At 32.8% G+C, this 16,742-nt stretch carries 24 protein-coding genes and 1 CRISPR repeat array; of the genes, 17 read left to right on the top strand and 7 right to left on the bottom strand.

Annotated elements, in window-relative coordinates; all coding sequences use genetic code 11:
• From csn2 to rplS, 14 genes are all read left to right on the top strand, one after another.
• Positions 1 to 660 (top strand): type II-A CRISPR-associated protein Csn2, encoded by a 660-nt coding sequence (gene csn2 / locus ACQV18_RS08055; protein ID WP_428873904.1) that lies wholly within the window; start codon positions 1 to 3, stop codon positions 658 to 660.
• 73 nt (positions 661 to 733) lie between these two features.
• Positions 734 to 2,683: direct repeats of the CRISPR family, unit length 36 nt; unit sequence GTTTTAGAGCTATGTTGTTTTGAATGGATATAAGAC.
• Between the two features lie 652 nt (positions 2,684 to 3,335).
• Positions 3,336 to 3,635, top strand: a complete 300-nt coding sequence (locus ACQV18_RS08060; protein ID WP_428873905.1) for a DUF2089 family protein — start codon at positions 3,336 to 3,338, stop codon at positions 3,633 to 3,635.
• Position 3,636: 1 nt separating this feature from the next.
• On the top strand, positions 3,637 to 3,954 hold the full coding sequence (locus tag ACQV18_RS08065) for a hypothetical protein (protein WP_428892900.1): 318 nt from the start codon (positions 3,637 to 3,639) through the stop codon (positions 3,952 to 3,954).
• Positions 3,955 to 4,280: 326 nt separating this feature from the next.
• Positions 4,281 to 4,634: a helix-turn-helix transcriptional regulator gene (locus tag ACQV18_RS08070; protein WP_428884931.1), complete on the top strand. Its 354-nt coding sequence runs from the start codon at positions 4,281 to 4,283 to the stop codon at positions 4,632 to 4,634.
• 920 nt (positions 4,635 to 5,554) lie between these two features.
• Entirely contained in the window at positions 5,555 to 5,872 is a 318-nt protein-coding gene (locus tag ACQV18_RS08075; protein ID WP_428873909.1) for a DUF6442 family protein, read from the top strand.
• Between the two features lie 2 nt (positions 5,873 to 5,874).
• Positions 5,875 to 6,090: a helix-turn-helix transcriptional regulator gene (locus tag ACQV18_RS08080; RefSeq protein ID WP_428873910.1), complete on the top strand. Its 216-nt coding sequence runs from the start codon at positions 5,875 to 5,877 to the stop codon at positions 6,088 to 6,090.
• Between the two features lie 271 nt (positions 6,091 to 6,361).
• Positions 6,362 to 6,820 (top strand): N-acetyltransferase family protein, encoded by a 459-nt coding sequence (locus tag ACQV18_RS08085; RefSeq protein WP_428892901.1) that lies wholly within the window; start codon positions 6,362 to 6,364, stop codon positions 6,818 to 6,820.
• A gap of 190 nt (positions 6,821 to 7,010) precedes the next feature.
• A complete protein-coding gene (gene ylxM / locus ACQV18_RS08090) occupies positions 7,011 to 7,337 on the top strand; it encodes a YlxM family DNA-binding protein (RefSeq protein WP_428873912.1) in 327 nt (108 codons plus the stop codon).
• A 14-nt stretch (positions 7,338 to 7,351) separates the two neighbouring features.
• Positions 7,352 to 8,827: a signal recognition particle protein gene (gene ffh, locus ACQV18_RS08095; RefSeq protein ID WP_428873913.1), complete on the top strand. Its 1,476-nt coding sequence runs from the start codon at positions 7,352 to 7,354 to the stop codon at positions 8,825 to 8,827.
• A gap of 90 nt (positions 8,828 to 8,917) precedes the next feature.
• On the top strand, positions 8,918 to 9,190 hold the full coding sequence (gene rpsP, locus ACQV18_RS08100; protein ID WP_428873914.1) for a 30S ribosomal protein S16: 273 nt from the start codon (positions 8,918 to 8,920) through the stop codon (positions 9,188 to 9,190).
• A gap of 38 nt (positions 9,191 to 9,228) precedes the next feature.
• Complete coding sequence (locus ACQV18_RS08105) at positions 9,229 to 9,495, top strand: KH domain-containing protein (RefSeq protein WP_428873915.1); 267 nt, start codon at positions 9,229 to 9,231, stop codon at positions 9,493 to 9,495.
• 169 nt (positions 9,496 to 9,664) lie between these two features.
• Complete coding sequence (gene rimM, locus ACQV18_RS08110; protein WP_428873916.1) at positions 9,665 to 10,189, top strand: ribosome maturation factor RimM; 525 nt, start codon at positions 9,665 to 9,667, stop codon at positions 10,187 to 10,189.
• Entirely contained in the window at positions 10,179 to 10,907 is a 729-nt protein-coding gene (gene trmD / locus ACQV18_RS08115) for a tRNA (guanosine(37)-N1)-methyltransferase TrmD (RefSeq protein WP_428873917.1), read from the top strand. The genes rimM and trmD overlap by 11 nt, the downstream gene beginning before the upstream one ends.
• Before the next feature lie 126 nt (positions 10,908 to 11,033).
• Positions 11,034 to 11,381 carry a 50S ribosomal protein L19 gene (gene rplS, locus ACQV18_RS08120; RefSeq protein ID WP_428873918.1) on the top strand — a complete coding sequence of 116 codons (348 nt, stop codon included), beginning with the start codon at positions 11,034 to 11,036 and terminating at the stop codon, positions 11,379 to 11,381.
• A gap of 107 nt (positions 11,382 to 11,488) precedes the next feature.
• On the opposite strand, the gene ACQV18_RS08125 is transcribed toward rplS, so the two are convergent.
• The 4 genes from ACQV18_RS08125 to ACQV18_RS08140 all read right to left on the bottom strand — a co-directional run bounded on the left by ACQV18_RS08125 (position 11,489) and on the right by ACQV18_RS08140 (position 14,377).
• Positions 11,489 to 12,610, bottom strand: a complete 1,122-nt coding sequence (locus ACQV18_RS08125; protein WP_428892902.1) for a tyrosine-type recombinase/integrase — start codon at positions 12,608 to 12,610, stop codon at positions 11,489 to 11,491.
• A 117-nt stretch (positions 12,611 to 12,727) separates the two neighbouring features.
• Entirely contained in the window at positions 12,728 to 13,189 is a 462-nt protein-coding gene (locus ACQV18_RS08130; RefSeq protein WP_428892903.1) for a hypothetical protein, read from the bottom strand.
• An 81-nt stretch (positions 13,190 to 13,270) separates the two neighbouring features.
• The gene (locus ACQV18_RS08135) at positions 13,271 to 13,651 is read right to left on the bottom strand and encodes a DUF4429 domain-containing protein (protein ID WP_428892904.1); all 381 of its coding nucleotides are present in this window, start codon (positions 13,649 to 13,651) and stop codon (positions 13,271 to 13,273) included.
• A 90-nt stretch (positions 13,652 to 13,741) separates the two neighbouring features.
• Positions 13,742 to 14,377, bottom strand: a complete 636-nt coding sequence (locus ACQV18_RS08140; protein ID WP_428892905.1) for a helix-turn-helix domain-containing protein — start codon at positions 14,375 to 14,377, stop codon at positions 13,742 to 13,744.
• A gap of 174 nt (positions 14,378 to 14,551) precedes the next feature.
• Here ACQV18_RS08140 and ACQV18_RS08145 point away from each other — a divergent pair, with 174 nt between their 5' ends.
• Together ACQV18_RS08145 and ACQV18_RS08150 are read left to right on the top strand one after the other, a co-directional pair.
• A complete protein-coding gene (locus ACQV18_RS08145; protein WP_428875904.1) occupies positions 14,552 to 14,788 on the top strand; it encodes a DUF739 family protein in 237 nt (78 codons plus the stop codon).
• Positions 14,789 to 14,802: 14 nt separating this feature from the next.
• Positions 14,803 to 14,949 (top strand): hypothetical protein, encoded by a 147-nt coding sequence (locus ACQV18_RS08150; RefSeq protein WP_428892906.1) that lies wholly within the window; start codon positions 14,803 to 14,805, stop codon positions 14,947 to 14,949.
• A gap of 20 nt (positions 14,950 to 14,969) precedes the next feature.
• On the opposite strand, the gene ACQV18_RS08155 is transcribed toward ACQV18_RS08150, so the two are convergent.
• On the bottom strand, positions 14,970 to 15,149 hold the full coding sequence (locus ACQV18_RS08155; RefSeq protein WP_428875905.1) for a hypothetical protein: 180 nt from the start codon (positions 15,147 to 15,149) through the stop codon (positions 14,970 to 14,972).
• 49 nt (positions 15,150 to 15,198) lie between these two features.
• Here ACQV18_RS08155 and ACQV18_RS08160 point away from each other — a divergent pair, with 49 nt between their 5' ends.
• Positions 15,199 to 15,339 (top strand): hypothetical protein, encoded by a 141-nt coding sequence (locus ACQV18_RS08160; RefSeq protein ID WP_428892907.1) that lies wholly within the window; start codon positions 15,199 to 15,201, stop codon positions 15,337 to 15,339.
• Here the strand turns inward: ACQV18_RS08160 and ACQV18_RS08165 are convergent.
• Entirely contained in the window at positions 15,320 to 16,000 is a 681-nt protein-coding gene (locus tag ACQV18_RS08165; protein ID WP_428892908.1) for a DUF4145 domain-containing protein, read from the bottom strand. The genes ACQV18_RS08160 and ACQV18_RS08165 overlap by 20 nt on opposite strands.
• 134 nt (positions 16,001 to 16,134) lie before the next feature.
• On the bottom strand, positions 16,135 to 16,647 hold the full coding sequence (locus tag ACQV18_RS08170; RefSeq protein ID WP_428892909.1) for a hypothetical protein: 513 nt from the start codon (positions 16,645 to 16,647) through the stop codon (positions 16,135 to 16,137).
• Positions 16,648 to 16,742: the final 95 nt, after the last annotated feature.

The raw sequence follows: 16,742 nt of genomic DNA on the forward strand, positions 1-16,742 counted from the left end.
GTGAAGATTAATTTTAAAATGCTCGATCAACCGCTTTTAATTGAATGTCCTACACTATTGGTAATTGAGGAGGTCAAACTTTTTTCAAACATTATTGAACAAATATACTCTTACACTGAAGAGGCAGAGTTAAAATTTTATGACCATAAAAACAATAACTTAAAAGCCAATGAAATGGTTATAATCACAGATATACTAGGGTATCAAATTAATTCAACCACTTTCTTAAATATAATCTATCAAGATATAATAGATCAATTAAATGAGACGCCTGAAAAAAAGAATCAATTAGAGCAAACTCTGCACCAATTACTAGTACAAGTAGACGATGTATTAATAGATTCAGAGCTAGACTTAATAGCTAATGAAGTGGATATAAAAGCGGTTTTGAAGTTATTTAATGTGACAATTGCTACTGATTATCACTCGATAAATGAACGCTTTTATGATATAGTTCAAGTAGTTAATTATTTGAAAAAAAAGAAGTTATTAATCATTATCAATTCACTTTCTTATTTAACACAAGATCAAGTCCATGATTTATTTGAATACATTACTAGTTATGGGTTACGTACACTTTTTATAGAACCACGAAAGTTATATGGATACCCTCAATATGTAATAGATTCAGAATATTATGTTTATAAATTTGAAGAATAAAAAATTACCCATTCAAAACTGAAGTTTTCGCAAAAACAAATAGCTTCATAATAAGGTCTCCAAGCATTGCGAGGTTTTAGAGCTATGTTGTTTTGAATGGATATAAGACCGTTGACTTAGAATTAGTCGCTATGCATGAGTTTTAGAGCTATGTTGTTTTGAATGGATATAAGACATGGTTGCTAACTGATAAGCTTAATTGGTTGTTTTAGAGCTATGTTGTTTTGAATGGATATAAGACGTATGCAAGTAGTTTGGAATGGTATGTGGAGTTTTAGAGCTATGTTGTTTTGAATGGATATAAGACTGCAATAATGATTCGTCCGTGATAAGATATGTTTTAGAGCTATGTTGTTTTGAATGGATATAAGACGCAAGAACAAAAATCAGAATTAGAATATTAGTTTTAGAGCTATGTTGTTTTGAATGGATATAAGACTAAACTACAAAAAAACATTTTCTAATTCTCGTTTTAGAGCTATGTTGTTTTGAATGGATATAAGACATGTTTCAGAGTTCTTATAAGTGCAATTATGTTTTAGAGCTATGTTGTTTTGAATGGATATAAGACACGATTGAGGGAATGAATTGTGTGTTATTGGTTTTAGAGCTATGTTGTTTTGAATGGATATAAGACATCGTTTTTTTGGTGTGTGATTTTTAAAAGGTTTTAGAGCTATGTTGTTTTGAATGGATATAAGACTGCGGATTGCGAGCTGTCGGTAAAATAGTAGTTTTAGAGCTATGTTGTTTTGAATGGATATAAGACGCGTGTTGTGCGCTGGCGTGAGGTGTACGTGTTTTAGAGCTATGTTGTTTTGAATGGATATAAGACCAATAGAGAAGTTGCTAAACAGGTCTATCGGTTTTAGAGCTATGTTGTTTTGAATGGATATAAGACTATATAATCATAGTTAGCTATAAAACACAAGTTTTAGAGCTATGTTGTTTTGAATGGATATAAGACCGCTCGCTCGCTTGCGCATGCAAGACTCTAGTTTTAGAGCTATGTTGTTTTGAATGGATATAAGACCCTCGGTATCAAATACGAAATCGGCACGCAGTTTTAGAGCTATGTTGTTTTGAATGGATATAAGACAAATTTTTTGAGGTTGGATTGCTGGGGAATGTTTTAGAGCTATGTTGTTTTGAATGGATATAAGACTTATGACATGGGAGGAATTAATTCTTTTACGTTTTAGAGCTATGTTGTTTTGAATGGATATAAGACTTAGGTAAATTATCAACTAATACCTTAATAGTTTTAGAGCTATGTTGTTTTGAATGGATATAAGACTGCAGGAAATCTATTTATCCACGAGGGACAGTTTTAGAGCTATGTTGTTTTGAATGGATATAAGACTTTCTTAGCTCTGTACTTGTGTTTTCTTTTGTTTTAGAGCTATGTTGTTTTGAATGGATATAAGACGATGATTGCCAAAAAAAGTCACACGTCGCAGTTTTAGAGCTATGTTGTTTTGAATGGATATAAGACTAAATTATCTTTGGAATATCAAAACGGCGAGTTTTAGAGCTATGTTGTTTTGAATGGATATAAGACACGTAGTAGCCGAGCGACTTGCTTTGCATTGTTTTAGAGCTATGTTGTTTTGAATGGATATAAGACATATCTTATCACGAGCGACAGAACATTGCAGTTTTAGAGCTATGTTGTTTTGAATGGATATAAGACTTATGACATGGGAGGAATTAATTCTTTTACGTTTTAGAGCTATGTTGTTTTGAATGGATATAAGACTTAGGTAAATTATCAACTAATACCTTAATAGTTTTAGAGCTATGTTGTTTTGAATGGATATAAGACTGCAGGAAATCTATTTATCCACGAGGGACAGTTTTAGAGCTATGTTGTTTTGAATGGATATAAGACTTTCTTAGCTCTGTACTTGTGTTTTCTTTTGTTTTAGAGCTATGTTGTTTTGAATGGATATAAGACAGGACGAGTTTGATTGAAAGAACGAAAAGTGTTTTAGAGCTATGTTGTTTTGAATGGATATATGTCAATCTCTAATTAGTTAATTCTAAGTTAGGAATTTCAATTATCTTGTAAGGGGATAAGCTCTATTAAGGTTGTCTTCTTAACAATGGATAACGATCAATTATCTCATGCGATAAAATTTTATAACATAAGGGATAAATATGAATAAGACTATTAAAAGTGCTTTAAAGAAACTATTCTTTTTTGCTTTTGTTTTATATTTTTAGTGCCATGGTTAATGGTCTATCAATTTATTTATTTAATACAACACTCGCAGAATTTTTGCTGAGAATATATTTTTTCTAACCAAATTGCAAAGAGTTATGAGTTAGTATGACTAGCTTTCTTAAATCAAATATAAAAAAAGGAGTAAGTTATGAAGTGTTATAACTTGCTCCTTTTCTTTTTTTAGCAATATTGATGTTGTTTTTAAGAGAGGCCGATATAATAATTATCTCAGGCTAATAGTTAAACTTTCTACTAAAATTAAAGCTAGCTTTTAGTTTAATTCCTAAATAGTAGTCTCACTAGAATCAATTGTTGAGTTAAGCTTCATTTTATCACTAAAAACAGTTTTTATATAAACTTAATTTAAATAATGTAAAAGTATAGGATAAAGATTGACTTTAATAATGTTAAATGATAACTTTAACTTAATTAAAGAAGGGGGGGTGAAATGAAAATTAATATTATTCCTGAATGGATGGCAAATCTTGAAGAAGAAGATTTATCTTTTATCAAAAGATTTATATTAGCATCTGGCTCTTTAAAAGAAATCGCTAAACAATATGAGGTTACTTATCCGACAGTAAGACTAAGGTTAGATAGGCTTATCCAAAAAATTCAAATGAGCGATGATATTGCAAATGAACCTTATATCTCTTTAATTAAACGATTGGCTGTTAATGATAAGCTTGATTTTGAAACAGCTAAAATTTTGGTTTCAGAGTATAAAAAGATGAAAGGAGTTGAATGATATGAGAGCTGCTTTGATTATGTTTATTGTATATGGGGCATTAATTATTATCTTACAAATATTATTATCTAAACTTAAAAATAAATGGTTTGGCTTGATACTGCCCTCTTTAAGTTTTGTCTATTCTATGTCTTTATCACTTGTTTTAACCATCACCCCCCTGGAACAATCCGATAACATGAAAAGTTTAATGGATTTTGTATCGACACTCTTAGTAAACAATATACCTACCTTTATTCTATTAGCTATATATTTTGCTATGAGAAAGCAATTAAAAATTTCTTCCCAAATTGAAAAAATGAAAATTAGAGATTTATAATAGAATTATGTTAGAAATTATAAAAATAAAACTTTTAATTTAAATTTAAATAATCTTTTGCTTTTAGTCAGAAAATTATGAAAAATATTAAGAAGTATAAAAGAGAACCATTCGAGTCTCTTTTAAATATGGAAATTCATTTTATTTGCTAAAAATAAATAGGACAGTTGAAAGTCTTAACAATTCATTTGAATGATATAAATTCAAAGCAATCCCTGATATAATCGCCATGCAAAGAATATTTGCCAAAATATGATCACTTGCAATTTCAAATTGCTAGGCCAAAACTCTGATAAAGCCTATCTTAAATTTAGGAGGTGAAGACGATGCTCAATGAGATCTTAAAGGAAAAGAGAAAAGAACTTAAACTTACTCAGCAGCAGGTTGCTGATTCGTTGAATGTCACACGACAAACATTGTCTAGTTGGGAAGTAGGAAAAAGCTTTCCTGATATTCCAACCTTGATTAAGATTAGTAATTTTTATCAAATATCTATAGATTATATGTTAAGAGGGGATGTTGATCTGATGAAAAAAGTTGAAAAAGATGCAAATGAATTGGAAAAATACCAAAAAATAACAGAGATTTTAAAAATGATCGTTTATGGGTTACTGATTGTTACTTTTTTCTATGGTGCCGGCTATGCAATTGGAAAAGGGTGGGGGCATTTTATGCCCTAAATCGTTTATTTCAATGAAGCAAGTTTATTTAAAGGTAATTAGTTAATCCTTAGTCATTCTATTTATAATCCTTAAAACAACTTTTTTCTAAATCTACTTTTAGACTTAGGAAGTAGTTGTTTTTTTTGTTTTATTTGCCAAGAAAAAGTAAATTAAACAACTTAAGCTGTCAAACTGGCTGATTTATAAACTCTTTTAAAGATGACAGTCAATCTTGAAAGGGGGTAGTGTATCTGAATGGTACGTATATTATAGAGAGTAGGAAGTTGGCAGACTAAACAAGGAGAATTTTATGAAGAACACAAAAAGAAAACTGTTAGTGATCAGCTTATTGACGCCACTTGATATCACATTATTTCTACAAGCCCCAGAACATTTAGTTAAGAAAATGTTATGACCTGTCTTAATAGGAATAATCTATTTCCCTCGACTTGCGAACTGTCTAGTCCATATTAACTGAAAAATGATGAGTCTTTTCATACTCATCTTACCTCTTAACGCTATCCTTGTTGTAATGCCTTTGTCTTCAGCCTTTGCTTATTTAGGCGAAATTTTGGCTTATCGTTTGTATAAAGAACTAATGATTAAAAGTAGTCACCTTGATCAAATTCAATACCCATTTTAATTTCTGAGTGATCTTCGATCTAATTCTTAAAATCAACTGAATAGCTGAATCAATTGACCGTTAAGGATAGAGCTAGTTCTAACTCTGTTCTTTTGTTTTTGTTTGAAAGCCCTACTAAGGCTATAGGGTTATGGTTAGAATACTAGGCGATATGGATAGAATTTTGCAATCTACCACATAAAAGACAGGAATGTGAAAACACAAAAGCAATTAAACTTTACATGGTGACAACAATACTTTACATATCTCTTTTGGAATGTTATTATTTAGATAATAGTTAAAGGAGGAGCAAACTATGGAAAAAGAGGATGTTTTAAAAAAAGCACAGCGAGCACAAAAAGACGAAAGGGACGAAGCCATTAATACGAAAGCTTTTCAAATTGGGTGGGTAGGAGTATCGGTTGTAATGTTACTTCTTATTGTTTTGAGGGTTATCTTTAATGAATCAGCCATAGACATTATGATAATCTTAATGGCTCAAGTAGCTGCGGCTTCATTTTATCAGTATTCTAAAATGCCAGATAAAAAGCTCTATTTGGTAAGTGGGATCATAGCTATATTAGCTATTATATTAGGCTTTGCCTCATTATTAAGTAGTTACGGAGTTTTTTAAATATGGGAAAAAAAGAAGAATTAGTTTTACTAAATCGCTTAAAAGTTGCTAGAGCAGAGAAAAGTTTGACTCAGGAAGAATTAGCCAAATTAGTGGGGGCTTCTCGACAAACTATTAGTGCTATCGAAAAAGGACAATTTAACCCATCCGCAAGATTAGCGCTTATTATTTGCATTGCTTTAGATAAAAAATTTGAAGAGTTATTTTACTTTGGCTAATTTAAGTAGGCGTTGATCTTCGGTGTACTTCTTAAAACAGACTGAATAGTTGAATAAATGGATTCTTAAAGAATGGAGTTCGTTTTTTGCTCTATTCTTTTTATTTTATCTTTATTTTTACTGTTTAACAAAGACTATTCTGTTAAGCTTAAGCTATCAGATGAAGTCTTGATTGAATCTAGTTTATGGACAACAGTCTTAAGGACAGATAGTTTTTAATAAAATAGAGAGATGATTCAGCATAGTATATTTATAGATTAATGGGAGAAAAATGGAAATCAAAGAACTTTCAAAAGAAAACGTAGAAGAGTTTATCATTTATTTGAACAAAGTATTGGCAATAGAACCGGATAGGATGACAACGGATGATATAGATGAAGAAGCGATAATTAAAGTGGTTTCCAATCAACCCAACGAACTAAGTCGCTCTTTATTAGCTTATGAGGACCATCAGATTGTGGGTAGGTTGGAGTTTCATTCTTATCTTTGCATTCAAGATTCTTATAGGATGGCCTATGTCAATTGGGTCTATACACTGCCAGACTATCGACACAGGGGAGTGGCTCAGTCATTATTTAAAGCATTTGAGAATATTTGCTTACAAGAAGAAATAAATCAGTACTTTTTAATCCAGGCAGAGAATCAAGCGGCGAGCCGTTTTTATAAGGCCTTTGAACATGGAACATCTAGTAAAGAAATAATTTTAAGAAAGATATTATCTAAGTTTTAGAAAGCCAAAGCAACTTATAGAAGACATCTTTTCTTTAATCCCAGCTTTTCACTTATCGATTTGTGAGACGGCTGAAATCATGCTAAAATAGGAGGAGTAAATTTATTTAAAAGTCGTGATTGAATGTTAAGTATTTTTTTAAAGACTGTTACTTATTCTAGCTAGTTATTAATCAATAGGGGAGTTTAAGATGTCACTTGAAAAAACAATCTATCTCAATCAATTACTTTCCTACTATGGTTCTCTCCTAACGGATCGTCAATTATCCATGATGCAATCTTATTACGAAGAAGATTTATCATTATCGGAGATCGCAGACTATTATGAGATTAGTCGCCAGGCTGTACATGATATTCTAAAACGTTCAGAAAAATTATTAGAAAGCTATGAGGAAAAGTTACGTATTTTAGCCAAAAGCAATGACCGACTGAAACATTTAAAAGAAATTCGCTCAATGGTGGCAGATCAAGATGACATATTAGAAAAAATTGACTATTTAATTCAATTAGAAAGCTAAAAAGGAGCAATATTATGGCATTTGAAGCATTATCCGAACGATTACAGAATTCCATTTCATTTGTCGGTAAAGGGGAAAAAATTACCGAAGCCGACCTTAAACAAATGATGCGTGAGATCCGACTTGCTTTACTGGAAGCGGACGTTAACTTCAAGGTAGTGAAGACTTTTGTAAAGAAAGTAAATGAGAGAGCCCTCGGATCAGAAGTCCTAGACTCACTGTCACCGGCTCAACAAGTGGTTAAAATTGTTAACGAAGAATTAACCGAATTAATGGGGGGCGAGCATACCCCGATTAATATCTCTAAACAACCACCAACCGTAATTATGATGGCTGGTTTGCAAGGGGCTGGTAAAACAACTACGGTGGGTAAATTGGCGAAACATTTAAAAGAGCAAGGTTTAAAGAAACCCTTGCTAGTTGCTGGGGATGTTTATCGTCCAGCAGCCATTGACCAACTCCAAACGATTGGTCGACAACTTGGTTTTGATGTTTTCAGTCAAGGAACGCAAGCAAATCCGGTCGAGATTGCTAGAGAAGCTCTTCAACAGGCGCGTTTAAATGGTAACGAAGTGGTCTTAATCGATACGGCGGGTCGTCTTCACGTAAATGAAGAATTAATGGAAGAGCTGCGTCAGATTAAAGCAGCTGTTCAGCCCGATGAAATCCTCTTAACCGTCGATGCTATGACCGGTCAAGATGCTGTAAACGTAGCAGCGGCCTTTAACGACTCGCTAGATATTACCGGTGTTGTTATTACCAAATTAGATGGTGATACACGAGGAGGAGCCGCGCTTTCTATTCGTGCCATTATCGACAAACCGATAAAATATACCGGGCAAGGTGAGCAATTAAGTGCACTTGAGCCTTTCCATCCGGATCGTATGGCAGGACGCATTCTTGGTATGGGGGACATGATGACCCTGATCGAGAAAGCTCAACAAGATTTTGATGAAGAACAAGCAGCTAAGATGGCTGATAAAATTAAAGATGCTTCCTTTGATTTTAATGATTTTATTGATCAAATGGATCAAGTTCGTAAAATGGGGCCTATTAAAGACCTACTTAAGATGATCCCTGGTATGAATAAAATTCCTGGTCTGGAAGATTTTAATATCGATGATAAAGAGATGAATCGAGTCAAAGCAGTGGTTCAATCCATGACTCCTTATGAAAGAACCAATCCAGATGTCATTTCCCAAAGTCGTCGACGCAGGATTGCGGCTGGCTGTGGTCAATCCTTACAACAAGTTAATCAATTAATTAAGCAATTCAACCAATCGCGTGAAATGATGAGTCAAATGTCCAATGGTAAAATGGGGGGCATGAACAAAATGATGAATCAATTGCAACAAGGAGGACAAAAGGGTGGAATGCCAAATATGGGCATACCTTCTTTGGGTAAAATACAATCGCCAGAGCAGATTCAAAAAGAGCAAGAACAAAAGAAAATTGCCCGTCTGTTGAAGAAAAAACGCAAGCGTAAATAAATTTTTAGTCTGTAAAGGAAAAACCCTTTACAGATTGTTTTTTTTCTGTTATTATTCATAACTGTGATAGAACTTATGGAGGTGAAATACATGGCAGTTAAAATTCGTTTAAAGCGTTCAGGAGCTAAGAAGCGTCCTTTCTACCGTATCGTGGTAGCAGATGCACGTTCTCCACGTGACGGTCGTATTATCGAAAAAATCGGCACTTACAATCCTGTTTCAGAACCAAGAGAATTAGTAATTGATGAAGAGAAGGCTTTAGAATGGTTAGCAAATGGGGCACAACCCTCAGATACCGTTCGTAACCTTTTATCCAGTCAAGGAATTATGCAAAAATTCCACGAATCTAAATTAAGCAAATAGCCTAATCAATAGCGTCAAAAGATAAGGATGTGCTCTCAATGACAGAAAAAATTGAACGTTTAATTCAAACTATTGTGGAACCTTTAATAGACCACCCAGAGGAGTTTCAAATTGAACTTCATGATACTGAAGAATTTATGGAGTATCATTTAATCTTACATCCTGATGATGTAGGACGAATTATTGGTAGAAAAGGCCGTGTCATTCGAGCAATTCGAACAATTGTTTACAGTGTTCGTCTACGTGATCAAAAACGCTCACGTATCGTCATTGCTGATGACCTCAATGATAATGAAGAAGAGTAAAATAATAGGGTAACTTATTATTTATTCCATCTTAAGGCACTAAACTGAGTCTAACTTAAGTTAGTGTCTTTTTGTATGTGCCCTGAGTAAACTCGTACTCAAAACTTTAGACAAAGAACACAACTTTTTATACCCTTAACTTACAAATGAATTTACAGGAGGAACACATATGGAATATTATCAAGTTGCAAGGATTGTCAATACCTTTGGTATTAAAGGGCAATTAAAATTATTGATGGACACCGACTTCATAGAGGAACGTTTTGCTAAAGAGAATCGTTTATTTGTAATGAAAGACGGAAAAAGTATCCAGCAAGTGACTGTTGAATCCTTCCAAGAACATAAGGGTTCTTATCTTGTGAAATTCAAAGAGTTTAGTAATATTAATCAAGTTGAAAGCTTTAAAGGGCTAACTTTAGCTATTCCTGCTGATGACCAGCAAGAACTAGAAGAAGGGGCTTATTATCACCACCAAATTATTGGTTTAAGTGTATATACAAATCAAGGTGAAAAATTAGGAAAGATTAAAGAAATCATGGCCTTAGGTTCTAATGATGTTTGGGTGGTTAAAGCTGAAAAAGCAAAGCAAAAAGATATCTTACTTCCTTTTATTGATGATGTTGTTAAAGAAGTGGATTTAGCTCAAGGAAAAGTAACGGTGGAGTTAATGGAGGGACTTGTTGATGAAGGTTAAAGTATTAACGCTTTTTCCGCAAATGTTTGCCCCTATGCAGGAGTCATTAATGAAGGCTGCTCAAGATAAGGGGATTCTTGAGTTTTCCACCCTTGATTTTCGCCAATTTGCCGTTAATAAGCACGGTCATGTCGATGATTATCCCTATGGTGGTGGAGCAGGTATGTTGTTGCGTCCTGAACCGATAGTGGAATGTTTAGAAAGTCTCGACTTAGATTCAAAGACACCGATTATCTTGGTGGATCCTACTGGCGAACCCTTTACGCAAACTATGGCGCAAGAGTGGTCGACAAAAGATGAGTTGGTTTTTATTTGCGGCCATTATGAAGGCTTTGATGAACGGATCCGTTCTTATGTCTCTCAAGAAGTTTCCTTAGGTGATTATGTTTTAACCAACGGGGAGTTACCGACTATGGTGATGATTGATGCGACAGTAAGGTTAATACCGGAAGTTGTCGGGAATGCTGAATCCATTGTCAGTGAGTCTTTTCAAGATCATTTGTTAGAATACCCTCAATATACAAGACCGCAAAATTTTCGCGGAATGGAAGTGCCAGAGGTTTTATTGAGTGGTCATCATGAGCGAATTGACCAATGGCGTCAAAAAGAAAGTTTGAGAAAAACAGTTGAAAGAAGACCCGATATGTTAAAAAAACGTAGCTTAAGTAAGCAAGAAGAGCAGTGGCTAGAAGAATTTAAAAATTTGGCTCAAAATTAAGCAATTGAGCCTTTACAAGTGTTTTATTTCTTGTATAATTGTTTAAGTGGTCTATTGACCCGAATTAACGATATTCCGCTAAATAGAAAGACTATTTAAGAATATTTGTTGGAAGGAGAAATGAAAATGAGTAATTTAATCGATAAAATTACCCAAACTCAATTACGTGATGATGTTCCTGATTTCCGTCCTGGAGATAATGTTCGTGTTCATGCCCTGATCGTTGAAGGTGAACGTGAGCGTATTCAAATCTTTGAAGGCTTAGTAATTAAGCGTCGTGGTGTTGGAATCAGTGAAACATATACTGTTCGTAAAATTTCTAATGGAGTAGGTGTTGAACGTACATTCCCTGTACATTCACCACGTGTCGCTAAATTAGAAGTAACACGTAAAGGTAGAGTACGTCGTGCTAAGTTATACTACATCCGTTCATTGTCTGGAAAAGCAGCACGTATCAGAGAACGCGGACGTTAGAAAAGACCCAGAAAGCCTATTCTGTAGGCTTTCTTTTTTTGTTGAAAATTTTAATTTGATTTGTATTTTTGATAAAAAATACCATAAGGGGCAAAAAAGGGGCAGAATTAAAAATTAAATGATAATTCATCAATTGCGGATTTTAACTCGCTTTTCATCGAATCGCTAAAATGGTAATAAATATCTTCAATCATTCTGGTGTTTTTATGACCGACGTGTTCTGCAATTAAATGAAAAGGAATTTTATTTTCAATCATACGTACTATAAATGTATGTCTAAAATAGTGTGTAGTGACTTCTTTTTCTAGACCTGGGATTTTCTTTATAATACGATTCAAACTACCTGGATCTAAAATTCTGCCGTTTCTAGTAATGAATAAAAGGGAATTAGAGGAATCTATCTGTTTGTACTTAATCATTTTCATTTTGGTGCAGCGAATTTGTTCTTTAAATAAATTAATGGCTTCTTGATTGATATTAATGATTCTGGAACTTCCGTGCTTTGGAGGACCGAACTCTTTTAAAGCATGATTATAGTTTCTATTAATATTAACAGTTTTATTCTTAAAATCGATTTGTTCCTCAAAGTCTAATGATAATAATTCATTGATCCGTGTACCAGTCAGTAGCTGTAATTTGATGATTCTAGCCATCTCACTTCTTTTTGTTGTCTCAAGATAGTTTATAATAATATCTATTTCTTCTTTTTCTAGATATTTATCAGGATTTGTTTTTGTGACATTCAATTTTTCTATTTGAAGTTCTTCATGTAAGTTTGTTTGAAAATAGCCTAGTTTCTTCCCAAATTGAAGAATTAGTGACAAAGTATTTTTATAACCAGCTACCGTTACGTATGCTAAGTTTTTTTCAGTTAGGGACAAAAGGTAGTTATTAAAAACAGATGCTGTAATTTTGTCAGTTTTTAAATCGCCTAACACTTCTTTAAATTTATCTGTGTGGACTTTATGAGTTATCTTCGTTTGTCCTATTGATTTTTGATCATCAATAACAAGCCATTTATCAATTAACTCCGAAAATGGAATAGAACGTACGTCTAGTTCGTTTAAATTTTTGTTTATCTTTTCTTGAAGTTTGATGAGCATTTGTTCTCTAATGGCTTTAGTTTTTTTTAAGTTAGTGATTGAAACTTTTTTCGTTTTCCCCGTTAGAGGATCCTCGTATCTCTCGCAAAATTTGTATTTACCATTTGGCAAATCTTCAATCCACATGGTCAATTCTCCTTTCGTTTGGTATAATAGGGTACAGAAAAGACACCCTTAAAAAGGGCTTTTCGTATTTATCAAATAGTCACAATTTACTCTTAGCGGGGGGAGTTGTGGCTGTTTTTATTCTACAATTGGAATTATGTCTTTGCTTTTCTGGCTATATGCTAACAAGATGCTGTTTCCGTCTTTATCAATGTAATGTGTAACAACTGCATCTAAGTCATTTTCTAACTCTTGAGCTAGTTCTCTTGTCTTTTCTTGAATTTCTCGTATTTTATTCCGATCCTCGTCAGTTCCTTGGTTACTAAAAATTCTATCATTAGCCTCTATTACTTCGTTGTTATTGATGGTTATTTTGTATTCTGTGTGAGGTTTTCCAATTTCTCCACTTACCACATCGTCTACTTTTTCAACTTTAGCATTATTGTCAAAAATATCTTTTACTTTCATTTTAATATTATTGTTTTCCTTAATTTCTTGTGTGGTTTCATTAGAATTCTCATTTTTACTAGGAGTGTCAGTTGTGTTCTGACAACCAACTAATACAATAAAACTAACGATTAATAACAATGCTCTCTTCATTCTTTTACCTCCAATCAAAGATATATATTTGTAAACACCTTTGGAATAGCTATCCAGAGTTTGACGCTTGGGAGTTGCATTTTATCTTGTCATATTCATTTCTAAAATATCTACGATCTGATTAACGACTTCTATTTCATTTTTATTAAATGGAATACTATTTTCATCTTGAATAGCATCAAATGCGCCGCCTTTGCTCTCGGAGCTTCCAGGAAATATCAATTGTAAATATCCAGTAGTTTTTCCCGGTTCTTTTAATTGATAAGCGGTAATAGATTTAATGAGTATATTTTTCTCCCCATCAATTCCATGCAAAACGAGATTTGAAAGACCTTTTCTACTGATTCTGATAAAGTGCTCATCAATCCTAACGGTGATTTTGTTCTTTTGAAGATTAAAAACTCTTCCGTCGTATTCAGAAGCGAACTCTTCACTAACTTCATTTTTCTTTCTACCAAACATTCCATTTCCTCCTTTAGTATGATATTTTATTATTGTAATATAAATCATCAGGGTAGCCACTCCAAGTTTGCGGCTTGGGAGTGGCGTTTTTTATTTAATCACTTTTCCTAAAATTGTAAAATCATCTTTATCAGTAAGAACAATATCTTCGTATTTGTCGTTGAGTGATTGTAATCTGATATCTCCATTTTTCTTAAATTTCTTCATAGTGACACCACCGTTTAAAACGAATATACCTATTTCTCCGTTTTCTAAAGAAGGTTGCTTTTTGTAAGTAACAATATCTCCGTCATGATAAAGATCTTCCATTGAGTCTCCGTTTACCAATAATCTTACTGTTAGACTGTCGCTTATGATTGGAGCAACCTGTTCTCCTATTAGTGGATCACCGGCTGCCGTTTGACCATAATATTCTAATTCTGATTTTTGTTCTTGCAATTGTTGTTCAGCAAAAGAATAAACTTTATTTTGCCTGGTTTCGTTTAGTTGGTTGTATATATTAAGAATACTTTGATCAATAGATTTGCTATCAGAAACACCAAACAGCCATGAAGGACTTAATGAAAGAGCGTCTGCAACAATATATACTTTATCTTGTTTGGGTTCATATTTATCAGAAAGCCATTCACTAATAACTGATTTCGAAATACCAGTTCTTTTAGATAATTCAGATTGGGTCATGTTTTTTTCTTTTAAAACATTTTTTAATCTAGTAGAAAATTTCACTTTCTCACCTCCTTATAATGTAAAATAATTTTCGCATAACCGAACTAAAAAGTCAATAGTGATAGGTATTTTTCAAAAAATAAAAATATTTTGGAAAATATGCTTGCAATCAGTTCGGAAATACGTATAATAAGATTATAAAGTTCGGTTAAACGAACAGAAAGGAGGAAATTTATGCTTTTTGATTATTCAAAATTAAAAGGTCGGATTAAAGAAAAGTTTAATACTTACAAAAATCTTACACCTTTAATTGATATGTCAGAGTCTACCTTGAGTAGAAAGTTAAATGGAAAAGGTTATTTTGATAGCCAAGAAATTATTGACCTATCTGAAGCTTTATCAATTCCTGACGAAGAAAGAGACCAATATTTTTTTAATGTCAAAGTTCGGAAAACCAAACAACCATCCTAGAAAGGAGGATTTAAATGTATAGATCGTTGAAAGTTAAAGTAACGGCAAATGATTTTGAAGAAGTAAAAGAGCTTCTAAAAGAATTAGAAGCTCTAGAAAATTATGAAGTTGAAGTTGAACTTTTTATAGAGAATAAGTTCAATATTCAATCTCAAGTTTAAAGATCAAATAATTATTTAAGTTATTTATCAGAATCAATAATTAACTTTTCGGTTAAATTATCAAAGAATTCGTAGACTTTTAAGGCGGTTTCCTTAGGGTCGCTGCTAGGAGTAATCATGTTATTTTCAATTGCTAACTTAGTAAGTTCATATGCGCGTTCGGTAGCGTAATTTCTCTTATATTTTGCAAATTCGGTCACTAATTTTCACCTCCCTCTAAGGAGAGTATATCACGAAAGGAGCGTTTAAATGGTTGATTTAACAAACATGGCTTTAGAAGAAGCACTAAAACAAATTAGAAAATTAACGAGTGAATTAAATGAAATAAAAAAAAGAGTTGATACTTTGGAAAAGCAACAACTCACTGATGTTAATTCTTATGCCGAGTAACAGGTGGGTATTTAATCATAAGTTTGTAATTTATTGTTTGAATGAAAATCTCTAAATATTGTTTCAATTGTTCAAGAGAATAATCTTCATTTCGATCCCAATGAGCAAAGTCGTTTCCAAACATGCGGACAACATCTGCAGCAATTTGAGAAGTCTCATCGTTTTTAAAGTAATGCTCAATTGACCTATTAAGATTTCTTTGTGCAATTTTTTCTTTTGTGTCTAATTCGAAGCCTAATGCATAATCTTTTATCAAGATTTCCATTGCAGCTCTATATCCCATACCAGCTAAATCAAAATAGCCATTATCTTCACAGAAGCTTGCTTGATTATATAACGAAACAAAACGAGGAGAAAGTTGTTCTAACTTTTCGTCAAAAGACACAGCTTTTGAGTTTGGATAGCAATAAATAAACTCGAGATAATCCTTATTATCTTCTTTAGTCAACTTGTTAAGCGTTAATGATTTTTTGCCACAATTTGAACAAGTATGAACGAAAGCGATAGTGGTACTACCATTAATGGTTTCAGAAAATTTATGCAGCATTATTGGGTTATGAGCTACAGCGCAGACAGGGCATAGTTTAGGAATTTGGACCTTTAAACCGTTTAAAGACGGAGAAGAAGAATTATTATACACCTTAAATTTTAACTCAATCATTAAAAACCCCCCTTTAGCTAATTATATCAAATTTTTTTAAGAAAGGAGCATCTACTTGATGAAAGACAAAATTAAAGCCAATAAAAGAAGTCTATCTTGGATGGAAATAATCGCTGTTGTTTTAGCAATAGTGTCTATAATACTCGTTCTTTTTTAGGTATCGATACAGGGAATGATTTTTTGGATCCTTTAGAGTAAAGAATTATTCTACATTCTAAATTATTTAAACCTCTAGTGATAGGAACCTTAACAGAATTGAATTGGAACCAGCCTCTACATGACCCTAACGCTGGTATATCTAAAGGTATTTTTTGGTAATAGATTACTTTATCGATTACACCATTTACGCTTTCAGTTGTAAATTTATCATCCTTACCATAACATCTTGAAATTAATTCACCGTCAGAATATTTCATACCTAATTCAATTCTATTTATTGATACAGGAAGATAAGAGTTATTAATTATTCCCAAATCTAGAATAATATTTCGACTATCACCCGCTCCCCAACTTTCAAAAACTTCAACTGAAAAATTTGTTTTTTCTTTTCGCCTACTAGATATGAAGTTCCAAATGGCAATAACGATACTGATAGTTGAAAACAATAATGCGACATTATCTTTAGTTATGTACTGAATAATTTTCATATCAATCACTCCTTGGAGTTGATTATAGCAAAAGAAATAAGAAAGGAGCATGTAAATGAACGAACTATCATTATCAAACGATTTAAAAACAATCG

The organism is Facklamia sp. P9177 (assembly GCF_050409585.1).
Classification (GTDB): Bacteria; Bacillota; Bacilli; order Lactobacillales; family Aerococcaceae; genus Facklamia.

Coding starts and splice junctions, on each gene's coding strand:
- ACQV18_RS08060 (WP_428873905.1), top strand. CDS start 3,336: ATGAAAATTAATATTATTCCTGAATGGATGGCAAATCTTGAAGAAGAA.
- ACQV18_RS08065 (WP_428892900.1), top strand. CDS start 3,637: ATGAGAGCTGCTTTGATTATGTTTATTGTATATGGGGCATTAATTATT.
- ACQV18_RS08070 (WP_428884931.1), top strand. CDS start 4,281: ATGCTCAATGAGATCTTAAAGGAAAAGAGAAAAGAACTTAAACTTACT.
- ACQV18_RS08075 (WP_428873909.1), top strand. CDS start 5,555: ATGGAAAAAGAGGATGTTTTAAAAAAAGCACAGCGAGCACAAAAAGAC.
- ACQV18_RS08080 (WP_428873910.1), top strand. CDS start 5,875: ATGGGAAAAAAAGAAGAATTAGTTTTACTAAATCGCTTAAAAGTTGCT.
- ACQV18_RS08085 (WP_428892901.1), top strand. CDS start 6,362: ATGGAAATCAAAGAACTTTCAAAAGAAAACGTAGAAGAGTTTATCATT.
- ylxM (WP_428873912.1), top strand. CDS start 7,011: ATGTCACTTGAAAAAACAATCTATCTCAATCAATTACTTTCCTACTAT.
- ffh (WP_428873913.1), top strand. CDS start 7,352: ATGGCATTTGAAGCATTATCCGAACGATTACAGAATTCCATTTCATTT.
- rpsP (WP_428873914.1), top strand. CDS start 8,918: ATGGCAGTTAAAATTCGTTTAAAGCGTTCAGGAGCTAAGAAGCGTCCT.
- ACQV18_RS08105 (WP_428873915.1), top strand. CDS start 9,229: ATGACAGAAAAAATTGAACGTTTAATTCAAACTATTGTGGAACCTTTA.
- rimM (WP_428873916.1), top strand. CDS start 9,665: ATGGAATATTATCAAGTTGCAAGGATTGTCAATACCTTTGGTATTAAA.
- trmD (WP_428873917.1), top strand. CDS start 10,179: ATGAAGGTTAAAGTATTAACGCTTTTTCCGCAAATGTTTGCCCCTATG.
- rplS (WP_428873918.1), top strand. CDS start 11,034: ATGAGTAATTTAATCGATAAAATTACCCAAACTCAATTACGTGATGAT.
- ACQV18_RS08125 (WP_428892902.1), bottom strand. CDS start 12,610: ATGTGGATTGAAGATTTGCCAAATGGTAAATACAAATTTTGCGAGAGA.
- ACQV18_RS08130 (WP_428892903.1), bottom strand. CDS start 13,189: ATGAAGAGAGCATTGTTATTAATCGTTAGTTTTATTGTATTAGTTGGT.
- ACQV18_RS08135 (WP_428892904.1), bottom strand. CDS start 13,651: ATGTTTGGTAGAAAGAAAAATGAAGTTAGTGAAGAGTTCGCTTCTGAA.
- ACQV18_RS08145 (WP_428875904.1), top strand. CDS start 14,552: ATGCTTTTTGATTATTCAAAATTAAAAGGTCGGATTAAAGAAAAGTTT.
- ACQV18_RS08150 (WP_428892906.1), top strand. CDS start 14,803: ATGTATAGATCGTTGAAAGTTAAAGTAACGGCAAATGATTTTGAAGAA.
- ACQV18_RS08160 (WP_428892907.1), top strand. CDS start 15,199: ATGGTTGATTTAACAAACATGGCTTTAGAAGAAGCACTAAAACAAATT.
- ACQV18_RS08165 (WP_428892908.1), bottom strand. CDS start 16,000: ATGATTGAGTTAAAATTTAAGGTGTATAATAATTCTTCTTCTCCGTCT.
- ACQV18_RS08170 (WP_428892909.1), bottom strand. CDS start 16,647: ATGAAAATTATTCAGTACATAACTAAAGATAATGTCGCATTATTGTTT.